Annotated in this window: 28 protein-coding genes; 24 read left to right on the forward strand and 4 right to left on the reverse strand. The window is 69.8% G+C overall.

Annotated features, from left to right (window positions below; genetic code table 11):
- Positions 1-43: 43 nt before the first annotated feature.
- The 21 genes from KNO15_RS09295 to KNO15_RS09395 all read left to right on the forward strand — a co-directional run bounded on the left by KNO15_RS09295 (position 44) and on the right by KNO15_RS09395 (position 19659).
- The gene (locus tag KNO15_RS09295; protein WP_241703344.1) at positions 44-1153 is read left to right on the forward strand and encodes a pyridoxal phosphate-dependent aminotransferase; all 1110 of its coding nucleotides are present in this window, start codon (positions 44-46) and stop codon (positions 1151-1153) included.
- Positions 1154-1157: 4 nt separating this feature from the next.
- Positions 1158-2297 carry a thiamine pyrophosphate-dependent dehydrogenase E1 component subunit alpha gene (locus KNO15_RS09300; protein ID WP_241703346.1) on the forward strand — a complete coding sequence of 380 codons (1140 nt, stop codon included), beginning with the start codon at positions 1158-1160 and terminating at the stop codon, positions 2295-2297.
- Between the two features lie 395 nt (positions 2298-2692).
- Positions 2693-3652: an alpha-ketoacid dehydrogenase subunit beta gene (locus tag KNO15_RS09305; protein ID WP_241703896.1), complete on the forward strand. Its 960-nt coding sequence runs from the start codon at positions 2693-2695 to the stop codon at positions 3650-3652.
- A 25-nt stretch (positions 3653-3677) separates the two neighbouring features.
- On the forward strand, positions 3678-5120 hold the full coding sequence (locus KNO15_RS09310) for a dihydrolipoamide acetyltransferase family protein (RefSeq protein ID WP_241703348.1): 1443 nt from the start codon (positions 3678-3680) through the stop codon (positions 5118-5120).
- Between the two features lie 104 nt (positions 5121-5224).
- The gene (locus KNO15_RS09315) at positions 5225-6124 is read left to right on the forward strand and encodes a metal ABC transporter solute-binding protein, Zn/Mn family (RefSeq protein WP_241703349.1); all 900 of its coding nucleotides are present in this window, start codon (positions 5225-5227) and stop codon (positions 6122-6124) included.
- Positions 6121-6981 (forward strand): metal ABC transporter ATP-binding protein, encoded by an 861-nt coding sequence (locus KNO15_RS09320; protein ID WP_241703350.1) that lies wholly within the window; start codon positions 6121-6123, stop codon positions 6979-6981. The genes KNO15_RS09315 and KNO15_RS09320 overlap by 4 nt, the downstream gene beginning before the upstream one ends.
- Positions 6978-7835, forward strand: coding sequence for a metal ABC transporter permease (locus KNO15_RS09325; RefSeq protein WP_241703352.1), 858 nt, complete (start codon positions 6978-6980; stop codon positions 7833-7835). The genes KNO15_RS09320 and KNO15_RS09325 overlap by 4 nt, the downstream gene beginning before the upstream one ends.
- A gap of 9 nt (positions 7836-7844) precedes the next feature.
- Positions 7845-8240, forward strand: coding sequence for a Fur family transcriptional regulator (locus KNO15_RS09330; RefSeq protein WP_241703353.1), 396 nt, complete (start codon positions 7845-7847; stop codon positions 8238-8240).
- A 178-nt stretch (positions 8241-8418) separates the two neighbouring features.
- Positions 8419-8655 (forward strand): 50S ribosomal protein L28, encoded by a 237-nt coding sequence (gene rpmB / locus KNO15_RS09335; protein WP_241703355.1) that lies wholly within the window; start codon positions 8419-8421, stop codon positions 8653-8655.
- A 2-nt stretch (positions 8656-8657) separates the two neighbouring features.
- Positions 8658-8825 (forward strand): 50S ribosomal protein L33, encoded by a 168-nt coding sequence (gene rpmG, locus KNO15_RS09340; RefSeq protein WP_055922173.1) that lies wholly within the window; start codon positions 8658-8660, stop codon positions 8823-8825.
- A gap of 3 nt (positions 8826-8828) precedes the next feature.
- Positions 8829-9134 carry a 30S ribosomal protein S14 gene (gene rpsN / locus KNO15_RS09345; RefSeq protein ID WP_055922175.1) on the forward strand — a complete coding sequence of 102 codons (306 nt, stop codon included), beginning with the start codon at positions 8829-8831 and terminating at the stop codon, positions 9132-9134.
- Positions 9135-9392: 258 nt separating this feature from the next.
- Positions 9393-9677, forward strand: a complete 285-nt coding sequence (locus tag KNO15_RS09350) for an HU family DNA-binding protein (RefSeq protein WP_055922178.1) — start codon at positions 9393-9395, stop codon at positions 9675-9677.
- Positions 9678-9796: 119 nt separating this feature from the next.
- Positions 9797-11770, forward strand: coding sequence for a cytochrome c oxidase assembly protein (locus KNO15_RS09355; protein WP_241703357.1), 1974 nt, complete (start codon positions 9797-9799; stop codon positions 11768-11770).
- A 114-nt stretch (positions 11771-11884) separates the two neighbouring features.
- Positions 11885-13018, forward strand: coding sequence for a Gfo/Idh/MocA family protein (locus KNO15_RS09360; RefSeq protein WP_241703359.1), 1134 nt, complete (start codon positions 11885-11887; stop codon positions 13016-13018).
- Positions 13015-13920 (forward strand): sugar phosphate isomerase/epimerase family protein, encoded by a 906-nt coding sequence (locus KNO15_RS09365; protein ID WP_241703360.1) that lies wholly within the window; start codon positions 13015-13017, stop codon positions 13918-13920. The genes KNO15_RS09360 and KNO15_RS09365 overlap by 4 nt, the downstream gene beginning before the upstream one ends.
- Positions 13921-14051: 131 nt before the next feature.
- Positions 14052-15431, forward strand: a complete 1380-nt coding sequence (locus KNO15_RS09370) for an ABC transporter substrate-binding protein (protein ID WP_241703362.1) — start codon at positions 14052-14054, stop codon at positions 15429-15431.
- Positions 15428-16396, forward strand: a complete 969-nt coding sequence (locus KNO15_RS09375; RefSeq protein WP_241703364.1) for a carbohydrate ABC transporter permease — start codon at positions 15428-15430, stop codon at positions 16394-16396. The genes KNO15_RS09370 and KNO15_RS09375 overlap by 4 nt, the downstream gene beginning before the upstream one ends.
- Complete coding sequence (locus KNO15_RS09380) at positions 16393-17223, forward strand: carbohydrate ABC transporter permease (RefSeq protein ID WP_208038756.1); 831 nt, start codon at positions 16393-16395, stop codon at positions 17221-17223. Before KNO15_RS09375 ends, KNO15_RS09380 begins: the two co-directional genes overlap by 4 nt.
- A gap of 2 nt (positions 17224-17225) precedes the next feature.
- Positions 17226-18035: a 6-phosphogluconolactonase gene (locus KNO15_RS09385; protein ID WP_241703365.1), complete on the forward strand. Its 810-nt coding sequence runs from the start codon at positions 17226-17228 to the stop codon at positions 18033-18035.
- Positions 18032-18787, forward strand: a complete 756-nt coding sequence (locus KNO15_RS09390) for a GntR family transcriptional regulator (RefSeq protein ID WP_241703367.1) — start codon at positions 18032-18034, stop codon at positions 18785-18787. Before KNO15_RS09385 ends, KNO15_RS09390 begins: the two co-directional genes overlap by 4 nt.
- Positions 18784-19659, forward strand: coding sequence for an ROK family protein (locus KNO15_RS09395; RefSeq protein WP_241703369.1), 876 nt, complete (start codon positions 18784-18786; stop codon positions 19657-19659). Before KNO15_RS09390 ends, KNO15_RS09395 begins: the two co-directional genes overlap by 4 nt.
- Before the next feature lie 40 nt (positions 19660-19699).
- Here the strand turns inward: KNO15_RS09395 and KNO15_RS09400 are convergent, their stop codons facing one another.
- Positions 19700-20737, reverse strand: a complete 1038-nt coding sequence (locus KNO15_RS09400; protein WP_241703370.1) for a hypothetical protein — start codon at positions 20735-20737, stop codon at positions 19700-19702.
- 94 nt (positions 20738-20831) lie between these two features.
- Here KNO15_RS09400 and KNO15_RS09405 point away from each other — a divergent pair, with 94 nt between their 5' ends.
- Together KNO15_RS09405 and KNO15_RS09410 are read left to right on the forward strand one after the other, a co-directional pair.
- Entirely contained in the window at positions 20832-22136 is a 1305-nt protein-coding gene (locus KNO15_RS09405) for an ATP-dependent DNA helicase (RefSeq protein WP_241703372.1), read from the forward strand.
- A gap of 97 nt (positions 22137-22233) precedes the next feature.
- Positions 22234-22587: an FHA domain-containing protein gene (locus tag KNO15_RS09410; RefSeq protein WP_241703375.1), complete on the forward strand. Its 354-nt coding sequence runs from the start codon at positions 22234-22236 to the stop codon at positions 22585-22587.
- Between the two features lie 13 nt (positions 22588-22600).
- On the opposite strand, the gene KNO15_RS09415 is transcribed toward KNO15_RS09410, so the two are convergent.
- From KNO15_RS09415 to KNO15_RS09425, 3 genes are all read right to left on the reverse strand, one after another.
- Positions 22601-23251, reverse strand: a complete 651-nt coding sequence (locus KNO15_RS09415) for a biliverdin-producing heme oxygenase (protein WP_241703376.1) — start codon at positions 23249-23251, stop codon at positions 22601-22603.
- Positions 23252-23320: 69 nt separating this feature from the next.
- Entirely contained in the window at positions 23321-23830 is a 510-nt protein-coding gene (locus tag KNO15_RS09420; RefSeq protein WP_241703378.1) for a hypothetical protein, read from the reverse strand.
- Positions 23831-23861: 31 nt separating this feature from the next.
- Positions 23862-24275, reverse strand: a complete 414-nt coding sequence (locus KNO15_RS09425) for a DUF4383 domain-containing protein (RefSeq protein ID WP_241703380.1) — start codon at positions 24273-24275, stop codon at positions 23862-23864.
- A 171-nt stretch (positions 24276-24446) separates the two neighbouring features.
- On the opposite strand from KNO15_RS09425, the gene KNO15_RS09430 reads away from it, so the two are divergent.
- A complete protein-coding gene (locus tag KNO15_RS09430) occupies positions 24447-25718 on the forward strand; it encodes a serine hydrolase domain-containing protein (protein ID WP_241703382.1) in 1272 nt (423 codons plus the stop codon).
- Positions 25719-25758: the final 40 nt, after the last annotated feature.

Here is a 25758-nt window from a genome sequence, read left to right on the forward strand (position 1 = left end):
AGGAATTCTCCCCGCGGCATGCGCCCGCGACTAAGTTGGGTCTGTGACTGACGAAGACGCGCTCGGCGTTCGGCTGCGGCCCGAGATCGTGGCGGTTCCCGCCTACAAGCAGGGCCGGCCGGCGCCGGCGGACGGTTTCAAGCTGTCCAGCAACGAGAACCCGTATCCCCCGCTCCCCTCCGTCGTGGAGGCCGTGGCGGCGACGCTCACCGAGCTGAACCGGTACCCGAACGCGGGCGGCGCCGACCTCCGTCAGCGTCTTGCGGAGCGCCACGGCGTGGACGTCGAGCAGGTGCACCTCGGCAGCGGCTCGGTCGCGTTGCTCGCGCAGTTCATTTCGGCGGCCGCGGGCGTCGGCGACGAGGTCGTCTACTCGTGGCGCTCGTTCGAGGCGTATCCCGGCCTGGTCACCGTCGCCGGAGCGACGAGCGTGCAGGTGCCGAACCGCCCGGACGGCGGCCACGATCTGCCGGCTATGGCGGCGGCGATCACCGACCGCACGCACGTGGTGATCGTCTGCACGCCCAACAACCCGACAGGGCCGGTGGTGACCGCGGACGAGTTCGAGGCGTTCATGGCCCGGGTGCCGCGCGACCTCCTGGTGCTGCTCGACGAGGCCTACTACGAGTTCGTCACCGATGATTCGTCGGTCGACGGCATCCCGCTGCTCTCGCGCTACCCGAACCTCGTCGTGCTGCGCACGTTCTCGAAGGCGTACGGCCTGGCGGCGCTGCGGATCGGCTACGCCGTCGGCCCGGCGGCCGTGCTGGACGCCGCCCGGTCGGCCGCCATCCCCCTGTCGGTCACCGACGCCTCCCGCGTCGCCGCGCTGGCCTCCATCGATGCGGAGGACGAGCTGATGGAGCGCGTCGCCCGCATCGCCATGCGCCGCGACAAGCTCAGGGATGCCCTCGTCGAACAGGGTTGGAACGTCCCCGTCTCCCAGGCCAATTTCCTCTGGCTGCCCACGGGCGAGCAGACGGGGGCCGCCAACGATGCCTTCTTCGATGCGGGTCTCACCGTGCGGGCGTTTCCGCCGGAGGGCATCCGGATCAGCGTCGGAGAGCAGGAATCTGTGGAAAAACTCCTGGAGGTTGCGGCAGATATTGTCCAGAACCTACCAAATGGGCACCCCGGCAAGCGGTTAGGTTAGAACGGTGGTTGCGACGAACGATACCCCGCGCCCGGCGAACACCGTCCAGCTGCTGACCGCTGACGGCCGTTTCCAGCCGAGCGAACCTGCCGGAGAGTACCTCCCCTACCTCGAGCGACTCGACGAGAACGACTACCGCGCGTTCTACCGCGACATGGTCCGTGTCCGCGCGGTCGACCACGAGGGCGCCAACCTGCAGCGTCAGGGCCAGCTCGGCCTGTGGGTGCCGAGCCACGGCCAGGAGGGTGCCCAGGTCGGCTCCGCGCACGCCGCCAAGCCGCAGGACAACCTGTTCCCCTCCTACCGTGAGCACGTCGTCGGCATGATCCGCGGCATCGACCCGGTGGGGATCATGGGCCTGCTGCGTGGCACGACCCACGGCGGGTGGGACCCGACGGACCCCGCTGTGCGCAACTTCCACCTCTACACGCTCGTCATCGGGTCGCACGCACTGCACGCGACCGGCTACGCGCTCGGCGCGAAGCTCGACGGCAAGGTCGGCACCGGCGACCCGGACAGCGACGAGGCCGTCATCGCCTACTTCGGCGACGGTGCGACCAGCCAGGGCGATGTCAGCGAGGCCTTCGTCTTCGCGGCCAGCTACCAGACCCCGCAGGTCTTCTTCCTGCAGAACAACCACTGGGCCATCTCGGTGCCGGTGACGACGCAGTCGCGCACGCCGCTCTACCTGCGTTCCAGCGGCTTCGGCATCCCGGGCGTGCAGCTCGACGGCAACGATGTTCTCGCCGCCTATGCGGTCACGGCGAAGCACCTGGACGACGCGCGCAACGGCGAGGGCCCGAGCCTGATCGAGGCGCTCACCTACCGGATGGGCGCGCACACGTCGAGCGACGACCCCACCAAGTACCGCAGCGACGACGAGGTGGCCTACTGGGCCGAGCGCGACCCGATCCTCCGCTTCCGGATCTTCCTGGAGCAGCAGGGCGTCGGGCAGGCGTTCTTCGACGCGGCGCAGGAGGAGGCGGCCGACCTCGCCGCCGACGTGCGCCGCCGAACGCTGGAGCTTGCGGCGCCGGAGCCCGCCAGCATGTTCGAGCACGTCTACAGTGAGCCGCATCCCCTGATGGACGAACAGCGGCGCTGGCTCGAAGACTACGAGGCGTCCTTCGGAGGTGACGCATGAGCGACTCGAGAGCCGAGACCGGCTATGTGGAGGCCGAGCTCATCGATGACGAAACGCAGCAGCACGACACGCCCGCCGCGGACACCCAGGCGATCGACGTGGTGGAGATCGTGGAGAGCGAGCCGGGTTCGCTCGTGCTCGAGGAGCACGTGGCCGAGCAGGAATGGACGCGCGAGTTCGCGATCGAGGACAGCGCGCCCGCTGAGCCGGAGGCCGAACTTGCCGAGCCGGAGGCTGTGAGCGACGAGTCGCAGGACGGTGACGTGTCGGTTCGGCCGACATCCACCGAGCCGCAGGCCGACGTGGTCGCGGGAGACGACTCCGGAGCCGCGGTCACCCCGTCCGCACCTCAGTCCGAGCCAGAGCCGGAGGCACCGCGCCTCCAGTCGCTGCCGATGGTCAAGGCTCTGAACGCCGGTCTGCGCCGCGCGCTCGCCGAGGATCCCAAGGTGCTGCTGATGGGCGAGGACATCGGTCCGCTCGGCGGCGTCTTCCGCGTCACGGAGGGGCTGCAGGCGGAGTTCGGCACGAAACGGGTGCTCGACACGCCGCTCGCGGAGTCGGGCATCATCGGCTCGGCCATCGGTCTCGCGATGCGCGGCTTCCGTCCCGTGGTCGAGATCCAGTTCAACGGCTTCGTCTTCCCCGGCTTCGACCAGATCACGACGCAGCTCGCGAAGCTCACGAACCGGCACTCCGGTGCCGTGTCGATGCCGGTCGTCATCCGGATCCCGCACGGCGGCCACATCGGCGCGGTCGAGCACCACCAGGAGGCTCCGGAGGCGTACTTCGCGCACACCGCCGGACTGCGGGTCGTCGCGCCGTCGACCCCGCACGATGCCTACTGGATGATCCAGGAGGCCATCGCCTCCGACGACCCGGTGATCTTCTTCGAGCCGATGAGCCGTTACTGGCCCAAGGGCGAGGTCGACACGGTCGAGAACGGGGTGCCCCTGCACGCGAGCCGTGTGGTCCGGTCGGGCACGGACGCGACCATCGTGGCGTGGGCCGGCATGGTCCCCGTCGCCCTGCGCGCTGCGGAGATCGCCGCGGAGGAGGGACGCAGCCTGGAGGTCGTCGACCTCCGGTCGCTGTCGCCGATCGACTACGGACCGGTGGTGCAGTCGGTGCAGAAGACCGGCCGTCTGATCGTCGCGCAGGAGGCGCCCGGCACCGTGTCCGTCGCCTCCGAAGTGGCCGCGGCGGTCTCCGAGAAGGCGTTCTACTCGCTGGAGTCGCCGGTCCTCCGTGTCGCCGGGTTCGACACCCCCTTCCCGCCGGCCAAGCTCGAGGGCGTGTACCTTCCCGACGCCGATCGGATCCTCGAGGCCGTCGACCGCGCGCTCGCATACTGAGCCCGCCGAACGAAAGAAGTCGCACATGAGCGAGTCCCAGTTCCTGCTGCCCGATGTCGGCGAGGGCCTGACCGAGGCGGAGATCGTCTCGTGGAAGGTCGCGCCGGGTGAGCCGGTGGCGGTCAACCAGGTCATCGTCGAGATCGAGACGGCCAAGTCGCTCGTCGAGCTGCCGTCTCCGTTCGAGGGGACCGTCGGTGAGCTGCTGGTCTCCGAGGGCGAGACCGTGGAGGTCGGCACGCCGATCATCACCGTCACGGGAGCGGATGCCGCCGCGGCGCCCGCGGCCCCGGTGAGCGAGGTCGCCCAGGCCGAGGCCGACGCGGCCCAGAGCGTCTCGCACGAGGTGGACGAGCCGAAGGCCGGTGCCGTCCTCGTCGGCTACGGCGCCGCAGGCCACGGCACCAGCCGCCGTCGCCGGGTGACGCACCCGGGCACGGCGGCGCTCCCGATCACGTTCACGCCCGCGCCGGCACCCGCGGCGGCGCCCGCGCCGACTCCTGCAGCCCCTGCTCCGGCCTCCGTCGTTTCGGCTCAGGCCGCCGCGCCCGCAGCCGAGCCGGCACCGACTCCGTCGGCTCCGGCCGGCGCGTCGCCCGTCGGCGGAGCGCCGGTGATCGCCAAGCCGCCGATCCGCAAGCTCGCCAAAGACCTCGGAGTCGACCTCACGACCGTGTCGCCGACCGGCGCGATCGGCGACATCACGCGCGACGACGTGCTGCGCGAGGCGACGCAGGCCAGCGTGTTCCGCAACATCCAGACGCCGGCCTGGCCGGACGACCGCGAGGACCGCATCCCCGTCAAGGGCGTGCGCAAGGCGATCGCCACCGCGATGACGACCAGCGCGTTCAGTGCGCCGCACGTCAGCCTGTTCGTCGACGTGGACGCGACGCGCACCATGGAGTTCGTCAAGCGCCTCAAGAACTCGGCCGACTTCGTCGGCGTGAAGATCTCCCCGCTGCTCATCGTCGCCAAGGCGATCATCTGGGCGGTGCGGCGCAACCCGACGGTGAACTCGACGTGGACCGACGAGGAGATCATCGTCCGGCACTACGTGAACCTGGGCATCGCCGCGGCAACGCCGCGCGGGCTGATCGTGCCGAACGTCAAGGAGGCGCAGGGGATGTCCCTGCTCGAGCTGGCGAAGGCGCTCGAGGAACTGACGCTGGTCGCGCGCGAGGGCAAGACTCCCCCGGCCGACATGGCCGGCGGCACCATCACGATCACGAACATCGGCGTGTTCGGGATGGACACCGGCACGCCGATCCTCAACCCCGGGGAGGTCGGGATCGTCGCGCTGGGCACGATCAAGCAGAAGCCGTGGGTCGTCGACGGCGAGGTGCGTCCGCGCTACGTGACGACCGTGGGCGCTTCGTTCGACCACCGGGTGGTCGACGGCGACGTGGCGTCGCGCTTCCTCGCGGACGTGGCCTCCATCATCGAGGAGCCTGCGCTGCTGCTCGACTGAGGTGAGATTTGCGGCAAATCGTCTGTACCCGAATTGATTTTGACAATCATTCTCAACAAGGGTTACTGTCAAGGGGTACCCATCGTCGAACTAGACAGGCCCCCATGCAGAAGCGTTCCGTCTTCGCCATCGCCCTCACCGCGCTGACCGCACTCGCACTCACCGGGTGCTCCGCCGGCTCCTCCGCCGACGACGGCACGATCCGCGTCGTCGCCAGCACGAACGTGTACGGCGACATCGCCTCCACCATCGCCGGCGGCGCCGTGCAGGTGACCTCCCTGATGTCGGATCCCGCGCAGGACCCGCACTCGTTCGAGGCGAGCGCGCAGAGCCAGCTCGCGGTGTCGAAGGCCGACATCCTGATCGAGAACGGAGGTGGCTACGACGACTTCATGGGCACCCTCCGCTCCGGTTCCAAGAACACGAAGGCGGCCGTGCTGAACGTCGTCGACATCTCCGGCAAGAAGGCCGAGAACGGCGACCTCAACGAGCACGTCTGGTACGACTTCCCGACCATCGAGAAGTTCACCACTGCCCTGACCGACGCGCTCGTGAAGGCCGACCCGTCGCAGAAGGCCACGTTCACCAAGAACGCGGACGCCTTCTCCGGCAAGCTCGCCGCCCTCCAGAACCGGGAGGCCGGGCTCAAGGCGAAGTACGCCGGCGAAGGCGTGGCGATCACCGAGCCGGTGCCGCTCTACCTGCTCGACGCCATCGGCCTCGTCGACAAGACGCCGGAGAAGTTCAGCGCCGCGATCGAGCAGGGCAGCGACGTCTCGCCCCTCGTGCTTCAGGAGACGCTCGCCCTGTTCAGCGGGCACCAGGTGAAGCTGCTCGCGTACAACGAGCAGACCTCAGGACCCGAGACCGAGCGCGTGCTCGCCGCAGCCAAGCTGGCGGGAGTCCCCGTGGTCCCCGTCACCGAGACGCTGCCGAAGGGCAAGGACTACATTGGCTGGATGAACGCGAACCTCGACGCCGTGGAGTCGGCGCTCGCCCAGTGAGCGAGCCGCTCGAGCGGGTGGCGGCGCCGGAGAACCGTGAGACCGTCCTCAGGCTGCGCTCCGCCGCGCTCGGCTTCGGCGACCGCACGCTGTGGAGCGGGCTCGACCTCGACGTGCACGCGGGCGAGTTCGTCGCGGTGCTCGGTCCGAACGGCTCGGGCAAGACCAGTCTCCTCAAGACGATCCTCGGGCAGCAGGCGCTCGACTCCGGATCCATCGAGCTGGACGGGCACCCCGTCCGCCGCGGCGACCGCCGCATCGGCTACATCCCGCAGCAGAGGCTCATCCCCGCAGGCACGCCGATGCGCGCCCGCGATCTCGTCGCCCTCGGCGTCAACGGTCACCGCTGGGGCCTGCCGATCCCGAACCGTGCCGACCGGGCGCAGGTGGACCAGCTGATCGACTCCGTGGGGGCTCGGCGCTACGCCGACACCCCGGTGGGATCGCTGTCGGGCGGCGAGCAGCAGCGGCTCCGGGTCGCGCAGGCGCTCGCCGGAGACCCGGCGCTTCTGCTCTGCGACGAGCCCCTGCTCTCGCTCGACCTGCAGCACCAGCGCGGCGTCAGCGAGCTGATCGACCGCCGTCGGCGCGAGCACGGGAGCGCCGTCGTGTTCGTGACCCACGACGTGAACCCGGTTCTCGGGATGGTGGACCGCGTGCTCTACCTGGCAGGAGGCCGGTTCCGCACCGGCACGCCCGACGAGGTGCTGCGCAGCGAGGTGCTCACCGATCTCTACGGCACTCCGGTGGACGTCATCCGCAGCAGAGGCCGCATCGTCGTGGTCGGCATCCCCGACTCCGAGACCCATCAGCATCACGAGCACGCCCGCGAGCCCCACCCGGAGCCGACGACATGAACGATCTCTGGTCGCAGCTCTTCAACTTCACCGACTACGGCGAGCTGCTGGCGCTCGTGCGCAACTCGATCTTCGCCGGTGCCGTGCTCGGCGTCGTCGGCGGCCTCATCGGGGTCTTCGTCATGCAGCGCGACATGGCGTTCGCGGTCCACGGCATCAGCGAGCTCTCGTTCGCCGGCGCCGCGATCGCCCTGCTGTTCGGGGTGAACGTGGTGGCCGGTTCGCTCGTCGGCTCGCTCATCGCGGCTATCCTGATCGGCCTGCTGGGCGCGAAGGCACGCGACCGCAACTCGATCATCGCCGTGCTGATGCCGTTCGGCCTGGGCCTCGGCATCCTGGCGCTCGCGCTCTATCCGGGCCGCAGCGCCAACAAGTTCGGGCTGCTCACGGGCCAGATCGTCTCGGTGGACGACCCGCAGCTGGGCTCGCTGCTGGTCATCGGTGCGATCGTTCTGATCGCGTTGCTGCTCATGTGGCGTCCGCTCATGTTCGACAGCCTCGATGCGGACGTCGCCGCGTCGCGCGGTGTGCCGACACGATTCGTGGCGCTGGCGTTCATGGTGCTGCTCGGGCTGGCGGTCGCCGTCTCGGTGCAGATCGTCGGCGCACTGCTGGTGCTCTCCCTGCTCGTGACCCCGGCGGCGGCGGCGATGCGGATCTCGTCGTCGCCGCTCGCCGTGCCCCTGCTGAGCGTCGGCTTCGCGCTGCTCTCGGTCGTCGGCGGCATCCTGCTGGCGCTGGGCAGCTCGCTGCCGATCAGCCCGTATGTGACCACGATCTCGTTCCTCATCTACGTGGTGTGCCGGCTCGTCGGCGCCCGCGGCTCACGGCGGGTGGTGAGCCAGGCAGGCTAGCCTGAGACCGTGAAGCGCAACACCTGGCAGCGGGAGGCCGTCCGCGAGGCCCTGACCTCGACGGAGGGCTTCATCAGCGCGCAGGCGCTCCACCTCAACCTGCACGAGACGGGGTCGCCGATCGGCCTCGCGACCGTGTATCGGGCGCTGGCCGACCTGGCGGCCGAGGGGGATGCCGACTCGCTGCAGTCGCCGGAGGGCGAGAGCCTCTACCGCGCGTGCACGACAGGGCATCACCACCACCTGATCTGCCGCAACTGCGGCCTGACCGTCGAGATCGAGGCGGACGAGGTCGAGCAGTGGGCGCGCGCCGCCGCCGCGTCGCACGGATTCACGCAGGCGCAGCACGTCGTCGACGTGTTCGGGCTCTGCGCCAACTGCACGGCGAAGGCGGCGCGGGAGTAGCACGGCGCGATTTGGCCGCTCGGCCTTCTGTGCCGTACCATGGATGTTTGGCTGAGTGGGCTCCTCCCACTCCGTTAGCCGTGTACGAAACCCCGATCTCGAAAAGACCGGGAAGTCGTGCGCCGACAAGTGACCTTGGGTGATGCCGTCCGGCATCACGGTATTGGAGAAGAAAGCAATGGCAGCAGTGTGCCAGGTGACAGGAGCCACCCCCGGCTTCGGTCACAGCATCTCGCACTCGCACCGTCGCAACAAGCGCCGGTTCGACCCGAACATCCAGAAGAAGACGTACTACGTCCCGTCTCTTCGTCGTAACGTCACCCTGACCCTGAGCGCCAAGGGCATCAAGGTCATCGACGCCCGTGGCATCGAGTCCGTGGTCAAGGACCTCCTGGCCCGTGGGGAGAAGATCTAACAATGGCGAAGCAGCAGGACATCCGTCCGATCATCAAGCTCCGTTCGACGGCGGGCACCGGTTACACCTACGTGACCAAGAAGAACCGTCGCAACGACCCCGACCGTCTCGTGCTCAAGAAGTACGACCCCATCGTGCGCAAGCACGTCGACTTCCGAGAGGAGCGCTAAACCATGGCCAAGACGTCCAAGATCGCCAAGAACGAGCAGCGCAAGGTCATCGTCGAGCGCTACGCCGCCAAGCGTGCGGAGCTCAAGAAGGCTCTCGTCGACCCGAACGGCACCGACGAGTCGCGTGAGGCCGCCCGTATCGGTCTGCAGAAGCTCCCCCGCGACGCTTCGCCGATCCGCGTGCGCAACCGCGACGCCGTCGACGGCCGTCCGCGTGGAAACCTCAGCAAGTTCGGCATCTCGCGTGTCCGCTTCCGCGACATGGCGCACCGTGGCGAGCTGCCCGGTATCACCAAGTCGAGCTGGTAAGCCTTCGCACGACGAAGCACGAGCGACACCCTGTGGAGGGGCGTCCGGCACCCGCCGGGCGCCCCTTCGTCGTGTCCAGCCACCTCTTCAGGCTGGACACGCCGTGCGAACCCGTCGAAAATCCGCGAGAATCCGCGTGTTTCCGGGCGATTCTGATACATTCGAGGCGGTCGACCGACCAAACGTAATGGCCCATGTGGCCTCAACCGTTCCACAAGATAGCTGAATTACCAGCACAAGGTCCGAGGAGGACACTCAATGGCTGACAACCTGAACAAGACCGAGCTCGTCGCTGCCGTCGCTGCCGCGTCGGGTCAGAGCCAGGCCACCGTCTCGAGCGTCGTCGACGCGTTCTTCGCCACGATCAGCGACACGGTCAAGGGTGGCGGCAAGGTCACCATCCCCGGCTGGCTCGCCGCCGAGCGCACCGAGACCGCCGCTCGCACCGGCCGCAACCCGCAGACCGGCGAGGAGATCTCGATCCCGGCCGGCCACCGCGTCAAGCTGACCGCGGGCTCGAAGCTCAAGGCTGCCGTCAAGTAACCAGCCTGTACAGGCTCCACGGGGGCGGTGTCGCGAGTGCGGCGCCGCCCCCGTTCCGTTTCGTGCGGGCGGCCGCCCCTGTGGGCAGGCGCTCAGCGCCGGAGACGTAGGCTTGACGGGTGCCCCGACTTCTCCGCGTGATCGGTCCCGCCGCTCTGCTGGCAGCCGCTCTCGTCTCCGTCGTGGCGGCCCTCGCGTTCGGCGGAGGCGCCGCCGCGCCCCTGCTGCTCGACCCGGGCGCGCTGGTGCGCTGGGGTCTCCCGATCTCGACGCTGATCGTCAACCTCAGCCTCTCCGGGACGGTCGGCGCCCTCGTCCTCGCCTGCTTCGCGTTCAGCTCCGACAAGCGCGAGTACGGGCTGGCGCTGGACTTCGCCGCCGCGTGCGCGGCCGTCATGACGGTGGCCGCCGCGGTCACCGGGCTCTTCACGTTCGTGAGCGTCTCGAACGTGCCGTGGTCGCTCGACGAGACCTTCACCAACGGACTGAGCTCGTTCGTGACGAGCGTCTCGCTGGGTCAGGCGTGGCTGGGCATCACCCTCATCGCGGCGGCGGTCACCGTCTTGTGCTTCGCGGTGCGCAACCGGACCGCGATCGCCTTCGTCGCCGTGCTGGCGATGGCCTCCGTCATCCCGATGGCGCAGCAGGGGCACAGTTCGGAGGCCGCCGGCCACGACGCGGCTGTCACCTCGTTCGGTCTGCACGTGCTGTTCGCGGCGATCTGGCTGGGTGGTCTGGTGACCCTCATCGTCGTCAAGAACACGCTCGGCGGCGGGCGGCTGGTGACCGTGCTCGAGCGGTATTCCAGCATCGCCCTGATCTGCTTCATCGTGGTGGCGACCTCCGGTTACGTCAACGCGGAGCTGCGGGTCGGAACTCTGGCGGAGCTGGCGACGCCCTACGGCATCCTCGTGCTCGTCAAGGTCGCCGCCCTGGTCGTGCTCGGGCTGTTCGGGTTGATGCAGCGCCGGGTCCTCATCGACCGGCTCAAGCGGCTCGGCGAGCGACGCACGTTCTGGTGGATCGTCACGGCCGAGCTCGCGTTCATGGGCATCGCCTCGGGCGTCGCTGCGGCACTCGCCCGCACGGTCACACCGGTGCCGCAGACGCGGGCGCCGGCACCGACTCCCGCAGAGATCCTCACGGGCGACAAGCTGCCTCCCGAGCTCACCTGGGGCCGGCTCTTCACGACCTGGAACTTCGATCTGCTCTGGGTCCTCGCCTGCGCCTTCGCGCTCTTCTTCTACCTGGCGGGAGTGTGGCGGCTGCACCGCCGTGGCGACGCGTGGCCGATCTACCGCACCATCCTGTGGACGCTGGGCATCGTCCTGCTCTTCTACATCACCAACGGCGGCGTCAACGTCTACGAGAAGTACCTCTTCTCGGCGCACATGTCGGCCCACATGGTGCTGACGATGGCCGTTCCGCTGCTGCTCGTGCCCGGCGCACCGGTGACGCTCGCCGCGCGCGCGATCCGCAAGCGGCAGGACGGGTCGCGCGGCGGTCGCGAGTGGATCCTGCTCGCGGTGCACTCGAGGTTCGCCGCGATCATCTCGCACCCGCTCGTGGCGGCCGGCCTGTTCGCCGGTTCGCTGTGGGCGTTCTACTACACGCCGCTGATCCGCTGGGCGACGACCGACCACATCGGGCACGAGTGGATGGTCGTCCACTTCCTGATCACGGGCTACCTCTTCGTGCAGTCGCTGATCGGCATCGATCCCGTGAAGTACCGGCTGCCGTATCCGTTCCGCCTGCTTCTGCTGCTGGCGACGATGGCGTTCCACGCGTTCTTCGGGCTGTCGATCATGCAGATGCACGGCCTCCTGCTCGCCGACTGGTTCGGGGCGATGGGGCGCACCTGGGGTGCGACGCCGCTCGTCGACCAGGAGACCGGCGGCGGCATCGCGTGGAGTATCGGCGAGATCCCCACGGTCATCCTGGCGATCGTGGTGGCGATCCAGTGGAGCCGCAGCGACGAGCGCGAGACGAAGCGCCGCGATCGCAACGCCGACCGTACCGGCGAGGCGGAGTTGAAGGCGTACAACGAGCAGCTCGCGCGCCTCGCCGCGCGCGACGGTACGGCTCAGCGCTAGCGATTCTCGGGAGTAAGTCAGACCACACTGGTCTGACTGGACTGGACTAGCTGGTATTGTTGTGACATTCTGATAACGAGGGACTCAGGCGTCCCTCGTACCGAAAGGAACGTCATGGCCGCCGCCACCCCCGGGCAGCTCCGCATCGCCGTCATCGGCGCGGGCACGATCTCCCAGTCCGTCCACCTGCCGAGCATCCGCCGCGCAGGCCTCGAACTCGTGTACGTGTGCGACCTGTCGCCGACGAGGGTCGCGGAGGTCGCGGCGGCGAACGGCGTGCGCTCCAGCAGCGACCCCGCGGAGGTCTTCGCCGCGCCCGACGTGGACGCGGTGCTCATCGCCACCCCCGGTTCCCACGCCCGCCTCGCCCTCGCGGCGATCCGCGCGGGCAAGCATGTGCTCGTCGAGAAGCCGGTCGCGCTGACCGTCCGCGAGATCGACGAGCTGGAGCAGGCCGCCGCCGAGCACGGCACCATCGTGCAGGTCGGCTACATGAAGATGTACGATCCGCTGACGGCCACGGCGGCGGCGGAGATCGCTGCCCTGAACGACACCCGGCTGGTGCGGATCACCGTCTCGCACCCGGCGGACGAGCCGCAGGTCGCGCACCTGCGGATGACGCCGCCGCCGCGCGACGCCGACGCCCGCGAGATCGCGGCCGCCGAGGCGTACGAGGCCGATCGCGCCGTCGAGGCGCTCGGCGCGGAAGCCTCTCCGGAGTTGCTGCGCTACTACGCCGGCGTGCTGAACGGCTCCGTCATCCACGAGTTCAGCCTGCTGCGGGGGCTGGGGCTGCCGCTGCCGCAGTCGTGGACCGCCACGGTGTTCCCGAGACTGGACGGCCCGGAGCCCGCCTGCCTGCTCGCGGAGGCGGCGGTCGGCGACGCGCGCTACGTGCTCAGCTGGAACTGGCTGCCCGAGTACCCGGAGTACGAGGAGGAGCTCGCGGTGCTCGCCTCCGACGGACGGATCGCGTTCCACCTGGCCCGGCCGTATCTGCTGGAGGCCCGGAGCTCGCTTCGCGTGCAGAGCCACGCCGGCTCGCAGCGCAAGGACACGCTGCTGTCCGACACCGACGAGACCGGCTTCCTCCGGCAGCTCGACGCCTTCCGCCGGGCGGTGCAAGACGGCGAGCCCGTGCTCTCGACGCTCGCCGGCGCGAAGGAGGACGTGCGCCAGGTGCAGTCGCTCGCCGCCGCGATCGCTGCATCGCTCGGGCTGGAGCTGACCGTGGAGACAGCACGATGACGACAGCGCAGCACGACGCCCGGATCGCGAATGCGCCCGTCTCGTACGGGGTGTTCGGCACTCGGACGGTCGACGGTGCCGCGACGCCGGCTGAGCTGCTGCGCACGATGGCCGCCGACGGCTTCCGGGGGAGCGAGCTGGGTCCTCCCGGCTTCTTCGGCGACGTGCAGGAGACGGTCGAGGCGTTCACCGGGCCGGGGCTGGCCGCGGTCGGCGCGTACGTGCCGTTGCACACGCAGGACACCGGAGCCGTGCTCGAGCGCGACCTCGACCGCATGCGGCAGACTTTCGCCGAGCTCGAGGCGCTGGGTGGCGGGCGCGTCATCCTCGCCGACGAGGGCGACGACACTCTCCTCGCCAATCCGCGTCACCGTGCGGGGCTGGGGCTCGACGACGACGGCTGGCAGCGCCTGGTCCGCGTCGTGGAGGCCGCCAGAGCCGAGGCGGAGGACCGCGGCCTGCGCGCGTCGTTCCACCCGCACATCGCGACCTACGTCGAGCAGCCGGGTGAGATCCAGCGACTGCTCGACGCGACCGATGTCTCCCTCACCTTCGATGTGGCGCACGTCGTGCTCGGGGGCGGCGACGCGGTGGGCGACTTCCGCCGCTGGTACGAGCGCATCGATCACGTCCACGTGAAGGACGCCCGACTGGCGGTGTTCGAGCAGGCGGTGCGCAGCGGTCGCGCCGACTTCGACGAGTGGTGGGCGCAGCTGTGCACGCCGCTCGGCGAGGGCGACATCGAGCTGGAGGCGTTCCTCGCCGAGTGCCGGAGGTCGGGCTACGACGGCTGGTACGTCGTCGAACAGGACCGGGCCCCGCTGCAGCCAGGCGACTTCCCGTCCGTCCGCGCGACCCAGAAGCGCAATGCCGATTGGCTCGCCCCTCGCGTCGTCGGCTGACAGCGCGGAGACCCACGCTCCCGTCCAACCAACCAGGTACCCAGACCCGGACCCCCTACCGGACAACGACCGACCACCCGCACCATCCCGATCACCCGCACCATCCCGAACCACCCCAGAGAGGACTGACGATGTTGTCTTTCACCCGCGAACGACGCCGCCCGCGGCGTACCAGAACCCTCCTCGCCGCCGGCGCCGCGATCGCAGCGACCGCTGTCGCCCTCGCCGGCTGCTCCGCTCCCGGCGGCAGCACCAGCCAGAACACCACGGTCTCCGACACCATCACGGCACCGGTCACGCCGGCGCAGGTGAAGGCGCTCGGCAAGGTCACGCTCAACGTCTGGGCCGACCAGGGCGAGCAGGACCTGATGAAGTCCATCGTCCCGGCGTACGAGAAGCAGTTCCCGAACGTCACCGTCAAGATCCAGTTCAAGAGCTTCAACGACCTCACGGCGACGGTGCTGAACGCGATGAACTCCGACAACGCGCCCGACGTGACCCAGGGCAACCAGGGCTGGGCGACCGACGGCGCGCTCGTGAAGGCGCACCTCATCCGCCCGCTCGACGACGTCGTGAAGGCGTACGACTACGAGAAGGCGGCCGGGGCCGCGATCAGCCAGCTCGAGTGGTCGACCGACGGCAAGACCTTCGGCTCCGGCAGCGTCTACGGCATGTCGCCCGACAACCAGATGGTCGGGCTCTTCTACAACAAGGCCAAGCTGCAGAAGCTCGGGCTCGGAGCGCCGACGACCCTCGACGAGCTGACCACCGCGCTGGCTGCGGCGAAGGCGGCGGGTGAGACCCCGATCGTGCTCGGCAACTCCGACAAGGGATCGGCCATGCAGGCGTTCTCGGTCGTGCAGGGCGCTCTCGCGCCCGCGAAGGACACGGTCGGCTGGATCACCGGCAAGTCTGGAGCCGACTTCGACACCCCGGAGAACGCGAAGGCGCTCCAGCTGTGGTCGTCGTGGGCGCAGGACGGCACGATCTCGGCCGGCTACGACGGAACCAGCCCGGATGACGCTGCCGCCGCGTTCGCGAAGGGCTCCGGCGTCTTCTACCTCGGCGGCAACTGGATGGCCGGCACGATCACCGACGGTTCGACGTTCGGGTTCATCCCTGCGCCGTCCGGAGCCGGCAACACGGCGGCGTCGAACGGCTCGTTCGGCATGCCGTGGCACATCAGCAGCAAGTCGACCAAGACGCTCGCCGCGATCGCCTTCGTCGGCCTCATCAACGGCGCAGACAGCGGGCACTACCTCGCCGCGGTCAACCGCGTGCCCATCCAGCTCTCCGGAGTCTCCGCCGACGACCCGATGTTCACCCAGCTCATCGACGCCTCGAAGAAGCAGCTGGCGAACAACGGCGCCCTCTACTACTACGACTGGGCGACCCCCACCATGTTCGACCTGTTCACGGCCGACCTGCAGCAGGTGATGGCGGGCAAGCAGACGCCGGCCGACATGCTGGCCGCCGTGCAGAAGAACTGGAAGGAGTTCCAGGCGAAGTGACCGTCATCGACTCGGCGGTCTCCTCCGGCCGGACCGCGACGCGGCCCGGCCGGAGGGGGCGGCTGCGCACCCGCTACGACTGGGCGGCCTACCTCTATCTGCTGCCCGCGCTCGTCTTCTACATCCTCTTCCTCGTCCGCCCCGTCTTCGAGTCGATCTGGATCGCGCTGTTCGACTGGGACGGCATCACGCCCTCCACCTGGGTCGGCGGGGCGAACTTCGTCAGCGTCCTCCAGGACCCGAAGATCTGGGAGGCCGTCGGCCACTCGCTGATCTTCATCGTCTTCTACGCGCTGATCCCCACCGCGCTGGCGCTGCTGTTCGTCGCCATCATCTCGCGCATCCGCGTGCGGGGCCTCGCCTTCTTCCGCGCGGTGCTGTTCGTTCCGTACATCCTCTCCACGGTCGTCGTGGCGATCGCCTGGCGCTGGATCTACGCCCTGGACGGGCCGCTCAACGGCTTCCTCCACCTCATCGGTCTCGGCGACCTCGCCCGGGCGTGGCTGGGTGACTTCAACACCGCCCTTCCCGCCGTCGGCTTCATCGGCACCTGGGTGATGTTCGGGCTCGCGTTCGTGCTGTTCGTGAGCGGGCTGCAGAACATCCCCCAGGAGCTCTACGAGGCCGTGCGTCTGGACGGCGCCGGGTTCGTCCGCGAGTTCTTCACCGTGACGCTGCCCGCGTTGCGCGGGGAGGTCCGGGTCGCCCTCGTGCTCATGGTGACCGCGGCGCTCCGCAACTTCGACATCGTCTGGAACACCACCTCCGGTGGCCCGGGCACGTCGACGAGCGTTCCGTCGTACTACATCTACCAGGAGGCCTTCACCGTGCATCAGGTCGGTCGCGCCTCCGCCATCGCCGTGCTGATGACGGTGTTCATCCTCGCGGTCATCGGCCTGCTCATGTGGCTCATCCGCGACCGGGATGCCGTCGTGACGCGGGTGCGGAAGGGGAAGGCCGCATGAGGCAACCCCGATCCGAGCGCGCGCTCGGCCACGCCGTCCTGGTGGTCGGCGCCATCGTGGCGCTCTATCCGTTCCTGTCCATCCTGCTGCTGGCGGTCACGCCGAAGTCGGAGCGGGTCACCGGGTTCACGCTGCCGACCGCGGTCACCTTCGACAACTTCGTCACCGCGTGGACGGACGGCGGTTTCGGCCAGGCGCTCATCTCGTCCGCGATCGTCGCCGCGGGAGTCGTGGTCGGCGCCGTCATCCTCTCCGTGCTCGCCGGCTACGCGTTCGCGACGATGCGGTTCTGGGGCAAGACCCTTCTCGCGGGCTTCCTGCTGATCGGGCTGGTCATGCCGTACGAGGGCCTGATCGTGCCGCTGTACTACCTGCTCGACGGGATGCACCTGCTCAACACCTACTGGGCGCTCATCCTGCCGCAGATCGCGACGTCGGTGTCGCTGGGCATCTTCTGGATGCGCACCGCGTACGCGAACGTGCCGGTCGCCCTGCTCGACGCCGCCAAGATGGACGGCGCCAGCCGGTGGGCCACGCTCTGGCGTGTGCACCTGCCGATCTCCTGGCCCGCCGTCGGGACGCTGGCGACACTGCTCTTCCTGTTCACCTGGAACGAGTTCCTGATGCCGCTCGTGCTCGTCGCACAGAACCCGGCCGTGCAGACGGCCCCGCTCGCGCTGTCGTTCTTCGCCGGGAACACCCGCAACTTCGACCCCTCCGTCACCGCGGCCGCCGCCGTGATCGTGGCGCTGCCGATCATCGTCGTGTACGCGATCCTGCAGCGCCGGTTCATCGCCGGGATCGCCGCAGGAGCAGTAAAGGAATAGCCATGACCGTCAGACCCATCATCTTCGCCGACCGGGAGTCGCTGGGCCGCGCCCTCGCGGCCGAGCTCGCCGACAGCATCGAGGCCGCCATCGCGGAGCGGGGCACGTTCGTGCTCGGCTGCCCGGGTGGCCGCACCCCCGTGAGCACCTACGAAGCGCTCGCCGACGAGTTCGCGCGTCGCGGCACCGATATCTCCGGCCTCGTGATCGCCATGATGGATGATTACGTCATGGCGACACCGGGAGGCTGGGCGCACGTGCCGGAGGACGCCCACAACTCGTGCGTGCGGTTCGCCAAGGCGGAGATCCAGCAGGTGCTGAACCGTGGGCTGCCCGTCGAGCGCCGTATCCCGGACTCCGCGGTGCTGTTGCCGGACCCGGCGGATCCCGCTGCGTACGAGACGCAGCTCGACGAGCTCGGCGGGATCGACTTCTTCGTCCTCGCGAGCGGGGCAGGTGACGGCCACGTCGCCTTCAACCCGCCGGGCTCGGACATCGAGTCCGACACCCGCGTCGTCGAGCTGGCGGAGCAGACCCGACGCGACAACCTCGCGACGTTCCCGGACTTCGCGGGCCTCGACGAGGTCCCGACCCACGGTGTCACCGTCGGTATCGGCACCATCCGCCGCGTGACCAAGCGCGGCGCCATGATCGCGGTCGGCGCCGACAAGCGCGAGGCCGTGCGCCGGCTCACCGAGGGCGAAGGCTACGACCCGTCGTGGCCGGCAACGGTCTACCGCACCATTCCCGGCGTGGGCCTGTACATCGACGAGGCGGCGGCCGGCGAACCGGCGGGCGTGGAGAGCCGATGACCGAAACGCAGGGGGGAACCCGACTCGGTCCCGCCGTGACGAAGGCGCGCGACGCGATCGCCGCCCTCATCTCGGACGGCGTGTTCACGCCGCACCAGAAGCTGCCGGGTGAGCGCGACCTCGCCGCCCAGGTCGGCGTCAGCCGGGTCTCCCTCCGCGATGCGCTCGCCGTGCTCGAGCGCGACGGGCTGCTCGAGAGCTCGCCGTGGCGCGGCTGGTTCGTGCGCGGGGAGCGCATGGCCGAGCGGGTGGAGCTGACCAGCTTCACGGAGATGGCGCGCGCCCGCGGCATCACCCCCACGACGCAGATCCAGCAGGAGGAGCGCCGTCCTGCCACCGACGACGAGGCCTCCGTGCTCGGCGTCGCCGCAGACGCGCCTGTGCTCGAACTGCACCGGCTGCGCCTGCTCGACGGCGTTCCCGCCTGCATCGACGTCTCCGTCATCGCTCTCGGCCGCGCAAGTGGGCTGGAGGACGCGCCATTGGAGAACGCCTCGCTGTACGAGACGCTCGAGCGCGTCAGCGGTGTGCGCATCGTCCGCAGCGACTACTCGGTGCAGGCCGCGGCCGCGGATACGGCGACGGCGCGACTGCTGCGCATCGACCCGGGCGACCCGGTGCTGATCGGTGAGGAGGTCGCGTACGACGCGGCCGGTTCGCCGGTTCTTCTCGGGCGCACCATCTACCGCGCCGAGACGTACCGCTTCCAGGCGACCCTGTTCCGGCCCGCAACGCCGGAGACCGGGGCGTGAGCGCGCTCGCGATCGACGTCGGCGGTACCAAGACCCTCGTCGGCCTGGTGGGCGATGACGGGGAGGTGCTCGCCGAACGGGAGTTCGCGACGCGGGTCGACGGCGACGACATCGCCACGGTGGCCGAGGGCGTCCGCGCCGCGCTGACCGACTGGGACGAGGCGCCGGAGATCGCGGGCGCCGGGTTCCCCGAGTACGTCGACGCCCACGGCCGACTGACTTCCCACGAGGTGCTGACCTGGTCGCGTCAGCCGGCGGAGGTGCTGGCCGAGGTGCTCCGCGCCGCCGGTGCCACCCATCCGGTGGTCCGCGTCGAGTCCGACGTGCGCCTCGGCGCCTGGGGCGAGCTGCGCTTCGGCGCCGGTGCGTCGTTCGACTCGTTCGTGTACATCTCGCTCGGCACAGGGCTGTCGTCGACGGTGGTGATCGACGGGCGGCCGTGGGCGGGCGCCCGCGGCGAGGCGATCGCCCTGGGCGAGTGGCCGTCGCCCGACGAGGGCACGAACCTGGAGGCCTATGCGTCCGGCACGGGGATCGAGCGGCGGTACCGCGAGCTGACCGGACGTGACCGGGATGGCCGCGCCCTGGCGGCCGCCGCGCGAGCGGGCGACGACGTGGCGGCCGGGGTCCTGGCGAGCGCCGGCACCGCGCTCGGTCGGGCGTGCGCCCAGCTCGTCGCCGTGCTGGATCCCGCGGCGATCGTGCTCGGCGGCGGCCTCGGAACGGCCGGGACGCCGGTGACCGCCGCGATGGAGCGCGCCTACGCCGAGGCCGGCCGTCGTCCGTCGCATCCCCCGCTGTTGTCCGCCGTTCTCGGCCACCGCGCCGGCCTGCTCGGCGCCGCGGCGCTGGCGTTCACCGCAGCGCACTGACCGCCCGGCGCCTCTGATCCCGCGCGCTACTCCCGCGCCGCTACTCCCCCACCACGATGTCGAGCGACCCGTCGGGCCGGATGACGACGCTGGTCAGGGAGACCCCGAACTTCTCGTCCGACTCGCGGTGCTCGACGGTACCGTCGAAGATCGACTGCACCGTCACCGACAGGTGGACGACGCCGACGGCCTGCGGCATGGTCCAGGAGGTCGTGCCGGGAACCAGGCGGACCTCCGGATACTGCACCATCCTCCAGGCCGGCGCGCCCTGCACGCGATCGTCGATGACCACCCCGAACGGGCATCCGGCGGGCTGGAGCACCTGCTGCTTCGCGCAGGCGTCGAGGAACCCGTTCAGCTCCTTCTGCACCGCCGCGGTGAAGGCGGCGTCGGGTTGCGCATCGACGGTGACGTCGACGACACGGCCGGAGGCTGCCTGCACCCGCACGGATTCGGCCCGGAGGTACTTCGACGTGTGGTCGAGCTCGTACGCCGCGGGAGCAGGCACCAGATAGTCGGCGGACACGCTGAACGATGACGCTGGCTGACTCGGGTCCGCCGCGCGCGGGCTCACCGTGTGACCGCCGACGGTGAAGGTCTGGGCGTGTGCGACGGTGATGTGCGCGACGCCGACCGGCGTCGTCGCGAACTCCCACGTCGGGAGGAAGCCGAGGACCGCGCCGGTCTGGCGCACGTCGAACGTCGTCGTGACGGATCGGCCGTCGGCCAGCAGCCGCGCGGTCACGGTGCGCCGGTCGCCGGAGCCGGAGGCCGACTCGACGTGGATGCCGGAGAAGGCGGGCAGCAGGTCGGACCGCAGCAGTTCGGCGGAGGCGCCGGTCGGCAGGCCAGCGTGGGTCAGCGCCGCCTTCGTGGGTGCCGCGCCCGGCATCGACATCGCCTCGGTGAGGTCGTGCGAGGCCAGAGAGGACAGGTACGCGGAAACGAAGCCCTCCGGACTGTAATACGTGCGCTGCACCGCGCCCAGAGCCGCAAGGAACGCGGCGACGAGGAGCACGCCGAGGCCGGACCACAGCAGCACCGGCGTCACGGCACGACGCCTGTCGACCCCTCCCATAGACGCCATCCTATGGGCGTGTGGATAACCGTCCCCGCCGTTGCAGCCCGCGTTAGAGTAGTTCGGCAGGTCGCGTGGAGGGAAGGGGACGCCGATGGCCGGACTCTCGCTCTCGCCCGAGCAGCGCGCTGTGTTCGAGCTGATCGAGCACACCCGCGACCATGTCTTCGTCACCGGCAGGGCCGGCACGGGCAAGTCGACGCTCCTGAACCACCTCTCGTGGAACACCGAGAAGTCGATCGTGATCGCCGCGCCGACGGGCGTCGCCGCCCTCAACGTCGGCGGCCAGACCATCCACTCGCTCTTCAAGCTGCCCATCGGAGTCATCGCCGACCACGACATCGACCAGACCAGCGAGCTGCGCAAGCTCCTGAACAGCATCGACACCCTCGTCATCGACGAGGTCTCGATGGTGAACGCCGATCTGATGGACGCCGTCGACCGCAGCCTTCGGCAGGCCAGGCAACGGCCGAAGGAGCCCTTCGGCGGTGTGCAGGTGGTGCTGTTCGGAGACCCGTACCAGTTGGCCCCGGTGCCTGGCGACCACGAGGAGCGCGCGTACTTCAGCGACACCTACCGCTCGATGTGGTTCTTCGACGCCAAAGTGTGGAGCGAGGCCGACCTCCACATCGTCGAGCTGCTGCAGGTCCACCGGCAGCACGAGTCCGACTTCCGCTACATGCTCAACGCCGTGCGCCACGGTCAGGTGACCAAAGAGATCGCCGACCGGCTCAACACGGTCGGCGCGCGCCCGGCGCCCGACGACGGCACGATCACGCTGGCGACGCGCAACGACACCGTCAACCGCATCAACGCACAGGCCCTCGAACGGCTGCCCGGTCGGCCGTTGACGGCGAAGGCCGAGGTGAGCGGAGACTTCGGCGGCAGGAACTACCCGGCGGACGAGGTGCTCGAGCTGAAGGTCGGCGCGCAGGTGATGTTCCTGCGCAACGACGTGGGGCAGGGCGACGGCCCGCGCTGGGTCAACGGCACCATCGGCACGGTCACGCGCATCGACTCCAACGTCTATGTGGAGGTCGACGGCGAGGTCCACGAGGTCGAGCCGGCCATCTGGGAGAAGTACCGGTACAACTACTCCCCCGAGACCAAGAAGCTGACCAAGGACGTCGTGGCCGAGTTCACGCAGTTCCCTCTGAGACTCGCCTGGGCGGTCACCATCCACAAGTCGCAGGGCAAGACCTACGACGCGGCGATCGTCGACCTCGGCTCGCGCGCGTTCACCTCCGGCCAGACCTACGTGGCCCTCAGCCGCATCACGAGCCTCGACGGGCTGTACCTGACGCGCCCGCTGCGGCCGAGCGACATCACGGTCGACCCGGATGTCGAGCGGTTCATGCGCGACGCCCGGCCGGTGCGCGTGCCGGTGGCGTCCGACTGAGGCGGCACCGTTCAGCGCGTGGACGCTCTAGGGATCACGAGCACGTCGTGGCATGCTGGGCGGGGCGCTTCGGGGCGCCAGCTGGAAGGAGAAGCGGATGGCGGTCAGGTTCGCGCTGGATCTGAGTGACGGGCAGCATGTCGAGACGTCGGGCAACGGTGTCATCGGTCGCAATCCGGCGTCGCACACTCCGGGCACCGAGTTCGACGACCCCGCCCACATCGAGTTGGTGACCGTGCCGGACGACGCCAAGTCGGTCTCCCGCGCGCACCTGGCCTTCGGCCAGTACGACGGCGTGTTCTGGGTGATGGATCTCGGGTCGGCCAACGGCACGACGATCAGCTACCCCGGCGAGGGCACCTTCGCCTGCGACCCCAACACCCGGCACGAGGTCGATCCCGGGTCGATCGTGCGCTTCGGGAACGCGTCGTTCGCGCTGAGCCGGCGCTGACCCGCGCCGCGGATCAGGCTGCCGCGGCCTTCGACGCGGCGAGGTCGTCGAACAGCTGCGTGTTGAAGCGGAAGGCCAGCGCCACCTCGGCGATGACGCGGTCGCGCTCGTCGTCCGTCCAGTCGACGGAGTCGAGCTGGGCCCGGTAGACGTCCTTGAAGACCTTGGGCTTGGCGATGTCGTTGAACAGGTAGAAGCCGACGCCGTTGGTCTCGAAGCCGTACTGGCGCTGCAGCAGGGTGCGGATGATCTGACCGCCGGACAGGTCGCCGAGGTACCGCGTGTAGTGGTGCGCGACGAAGCCCCCGGGCCAGGTGCTGCCGACCTCGCGGATGCGAGCGGTGTAGCGCAGAGTGCTCGGGAGTGCCGTGACCCGGTCGCGCCAGTCGGTGCCGATGAGGAACTCGAGGTCGGCCTCGATCGCGGGGAGGCGGGTCAGCTTCGGGCTGATGAAGAGCGTGGCGACGGGGTCGTCGGCCAACCACCCGGCGGCCTCCTCGAGGGCGTCGTAGATGTACCAGTGCTGGGTGAGGAGGTGGATGTAGTCCTCACGGCTGCCCTTGCCGCTCATGAGGTCTTGCATGAAGGTCGCACCCTCGCTCTGCTCGTGTACGGTGCGGGTGCGCTCGCGGAGCGCCTGTGAGAAGGGGATCAGTTCGGCCACGATGGTCTCCAGGTCAGGTAAGGCTTACCTAAGTCTGGCGGGGATGGGCTGTGTCGTCAACCCGGTGGGTCAGTGGTGGTGATGCACGGTGACCGCTGCGACGCCGGCGTCGGTCGCGCCGAGCGCCGGGATGGTCAGAGCGCAGACCGCGCACGCGCTCACGGTGAGAGCGCTGACGAATCGGAGTGCTCCGGCACTCCGGCGCACCGGCGTCCCCCGCCGCAGCACGACGGCCGCCGTGGTCGCGATGGCGAGATCCAGGAGCGAGGCGGCGCCCATCGGGACGAGCGGGAGCTCCAGCACCGTGCCCGACGAGGCGGTCGCGCCGACGACGGCGAGAGCGGCCCACACCCCGAGCGGCGCGAGCGCGAGCGCGGGGGCGACCGCGAACAGCGGAGGCCGGTCCCTGGCGAGCGTGGCAACCGCCCAGGCGAGCTCACCCGTCGCGATCCCGACCAGGATCAGCAGTAGCGGCAGAGGTGCGCTGGGGGCCAGGGCGGCGTGCAGCAGCCCGGCCCCCAGCGCGGCCACGGCGAGGAAGGCCCTGGTCGCCGGAGCGACAGGGGCGGACCCCGACATCCTGCTCATGGGAAGTGCCGTGGCCGGTCGGTCAGGCGGTCGCCGACGTGGCGCGCACGGTCCGCTCGGCGCCGAGACCGACACCGAGGAGCACGATCGCGCTCACCAGGTGGAGGAAGTGGTCGGGCGTGTTCAAGGCGAGGATGTTCGCCCCCGTGCCGACCAGGAAGAAGCCGACGATGCCGAGCAGCAGGTAGACGGCGCCGACGGTGATGTTGACGGCCTTCGCGGCTGCCGCTCTGGTGAGGCCGGCGATGAGCAGCGCCGCGCCGATCAACAGGTGGGCGATGTTGTGCAGCGGGTTGACCTCGAAGATGCCGAGGATCAAGCCGCCCTGGGTCGCCACGAAGCCGACGCCGCCGGTGAAGGCGAAGCCGAGCAGGCCGACCAGCAGATAGACCGCGCCGAAGACGGTCGCGACCAGGCGATTCGGTGATGTGCGCATGTGTCGTTCCTCCTTGGAAGACGGCGCGCGGCCTGCGCGCCTCGGAGGGGATTCGGCGCCGTGGCCGGATCGGATTGGACACGATCGGGCCTAGTCGCCGTGGCCCTCGCGCGGGCTACAATCGCTGCACGAGGCCCGCGGGGGGCCCGGTCACGAACATCGGGGGAAGCGATGCAGCGACGTTCCCGCCTGCTCCGGGCGGTTCTCGGTGCGTCGGCCGCAGTGCTGGCGGTGGCGCTCGCCGGATGCGCCTCCACGACGGCCGACCCCGGCTTCCCTCCCCAGCAGCCGGGCGGGTTTCCCTCCGACGTGACCGCACGACTCACGGCCGCGGTGACGGATGCCATCGGCCAGTCGGGCGGATCTGCGGGCATCGTCGGGGTCTGGGCGCCGTGGGCCGGGAGCTGGACGACAGCGATCGGCACGACGACCCGCGGAGGTTCGACACCGGTCACGCCGTCGATGACGTTCAGGATCGGCCAGCTCACCACCCCGATGACGTGCACCGTGCTCCTCGAGCTCGTCGACGACGGCACCGTGCAGCTGGACGACCCTGTCTCGAAGTGGCTGCCCGGGTTGGTGGGGGTCGGCGGCGTGACCCTGCGCGAGCTCTGTCAGAACACGTCGGGGATCGGCGACTACGCGGCGCAGCTGCACGGCGAGTTCCTCGCCAACCCGACCCGGTACTGGCCCCCGCTCGAGCTCGCGAGCGACGGGATCGCGACGGCCCGCACCGGGAGCCCGGGAGCGCGCTACGCTCCCTCGCAGACCAACGCCGTGCTGGTGGGGATGGCCCTGCAGAACGCCACCGACAGCAACTGGCAGCAGCTCTACTCCAGCCGCGTGTTCTCGCGGCTGGACATGTCGGCGTCGACGCTCCCGGACAACGGCGTGCTCACCGTGCCGGGAGAGCACCCCGCCGGGTACGCCGCCGCGCTCGACGCCGCCGGTGCGCCGCTCTGCGATCAGGTCCGAGAGGTCACCGCGCTGTCGCCGTCGATGGGCTGGACTGCGGCCGGCGTCGTGTCGAACGTTCCCGACCTCAAGGCCTTCGCGCAGGCGCTCGCGGGCGGGTCACTGCTCAGCAGCCGGTCGGCGGACGCCCAGAACACCACGGTCGGAGCCGGCTCGTCCTGGCTCGGGTACGGCCTGGGTGTACAGGTCGTCGGGCCGTTGCGCGGCGGGGCGGCGGCCGTCCCCGGCTACCTGACGGCGATGTACGCCGACCCGTCGTCCGGCCTCACGATCGTCGCGGCGGTCAACAACTCGACGCCGGGCGCGGGCTTCGCGCAGGGGCTGGCACAGCGGCTCGCCTCGATCGTGTCGAAGGTGCCCGCCGTGAAGAAGGGCGCCAAAGCGGTGGCAGCACTCCCCTGGTCAGAGGATCAGGCCGTGGCGGCGATGAAGGCGGCCGCACCGTGCCCCACTCCCGCGGCGAAGTAGCCGTCGAGGCGGCGTGAACTGCGACGAAGTGCACCGAGTG

Source organism: Leifsonia shinshuensis (assembly GCF_022606355.1).
Lineage (GTDB): Bacteria > Actinomycetota > Actinomycetes > Actinomycetales > Microbacteriaceae > Leifsonia > Leifsonia shinshuensis_B.